General features: G+C 55.0%; 1 protein-coding gene. It reads left to right on the forward strand.

Translation table 11 applies throughout. The features are described from left to right. Positions 1-714 precede the first annotated feature (714 nt). Entirely contained in the window at positions 715-1,569 is an 855-nt protein-coding gene (locus ACLFKU_RS43115; RefSeq protein WP_410853308.1) for a sterol desaturase family protein, read from the forward strand. Positions 1,570-2,051 lie beyond the last annotated feature (482 nt).

Raw genomic sequence — 2,051 nt, forward strand, 5'->3', positions numbered from 1 at the left:
TGGCTCCAATACGCCGATCATCGAGTGGCCCGATTGCGCCGATCATGCACTGGCTCGATTGCGGCGATCATCCGGTGGCTCGATTACGCCGATCCCGGAATGGCTCGAATATGCCGGTCAGTGACACAAGCATCTCAGTTGCGGTCTCGCATAGCATGCGCGACCCATTTCACAGATGCATGAAACCCCCGCCCCGCATTCGTCGTCTTATCGAGCTTGCCGCCGGAGTGGCAACGACAATAGTTGCGCTGGCCGCTCCACACGGCGCACGTCATCATGTCGTGGCTTCATTTATCTTAGGGCGCCGTGCCGACGGCACGGGCCTTCGGTTACTGTCACGTCGCGACGGCAGTGCACTTTGAGTGCAGTGCATGCTATGCCTTCGACCACCTCTTGAGTCTGTATTGAGAAAGTCATTTGTGACGCGAATGCGTCTTATCCAAACAATTGATTTTTGCGATTTCAGAAAATGGCGGATAGTGATGATGCTGCTGCGGCACAGTCACCGTGTTGGGGCGCCCTCAATAGACACCTTGCACGATCTTGTGGCGTGCAATGCCCATCGCCACGGATATCGATTGGCACTCCGAGTTACTACATTGGTGTACTTCTTAAGTCACGTAACTGCATGACACCCATGAAGAAGCCGGCCATTTTGACAACCAGCTTTTCGACCCGAGATCTCCGAATTCGATCTGTTCACCGGAGCAAACAATGAATGCTGTCGATATCCACCAGATGGTCCAGTTCGCCGTCCAATCGTTCAAATTGCTTGCGATTTTTGCCACGTTATGTGCAGCTCTTGAGATCGCGTTTCCGGCTTATCGATACAGCTTCGCATCGTACCTTCGCGGCGCACGGAACTGGGCGATTCGGATTGGATGCGGCGCGCTAATCTGGCACTTGTACGCTGTGGGCTTGCAATGGTTAGGCGTCAAGCCGCTCCTGACGGTCAATCTTTCAACAGTGCTTCACTCTGACAACGCAGTTATCAAGACGGCTTTCGCCATCCTTTCAGGCGTTGTGGTCGCAATTGCCGGTGACTTCTTTTACTACTGGATGCACCGTGCACAGCACGCCGTGCCATTCCTCTGGCGCTTGCACGCTACACATCACTCGATTCGCGAACTGACGGCATGGAATTGCAATCATCACATTTCCGAGCCGGTTATCTACGCCTTGTTTGTAGCATTACCGCTCGCGCTGATCCACTTCGAGTCTGGCGTGGTGCCGGCTGCTGCCATGACCCTCATTACCTTTCAGGCGCATCTGTCGCACTCCAGCACGCGCATCAACCTTGGGCCTCTGCGATATATCATCGGAGACGGTCAGTTCCACCGAATTCATCACTCAACTCAGCCGCATCATCGGCACCGAAACTACGGGTTCTTTACGACCATCTGGGACACTATCTTCAGCACGGCACACTGGCCGAAACGGGACGAATGGCCCGAAGTGGGCCTTCGCAATCAACCCGAGCCCCTCACCGTGCGCGACTACTTTATGTTTCCGTTTGGACAAAATCGCTGGTCCAAAGCCAAATCTGACAGCATAACGCAGGAGAGTTGACGATGATTGGTCGGGGCATTCGCTTGAATTGAGCGGCACTGGTAGACAAAACATTTGCCAATACAACGTCGCCTGAAACCATCGACGGTGAAGGCGAATCGCGGGCCGTCGAACTATAGCGGTAACGCTGAGATCGGTATCACTTGGCCGTCTCGCGCGGCGCCAACGGCGCAAGATTTTATGCTCGTGTTCAAGGACGTTCGGTGTACATGCGCTCTCTCGGCAGCGCTATGGAGATACCTGACATGAGCGCCCACTGGCGAGAGCCCCCCAGTCTAAGAGTACGTCGCCCCACACACGGTTTCTCTCTCGATCGGAAGGTTGCCCAAGCCGCTGACCTTCACCGATGCCGACCTGAGCTTCCCTCGGTTTTTCGCCTTCCAGAGGTCCGGGGTTATGCAGCCGTATCCTTTGTCCGCTGAGCCGCAAGCCAGTCTTGCATGAACTGAGTTGGCGACGTGAAGCCGAGCGATGAATGACGA

Origin of the sequence: Paraburkholderia sp. EG304 (assembly GCF_046543485.1) — a bacterium.
GTDB classification, from domain to species: domain Bacteria; phylum Pseudomonadota; class Gammaproteobacteria; order Burkholderiales; family Burkholderiaceae; genus Paraburkholderia; species Paraburkholderia youngii.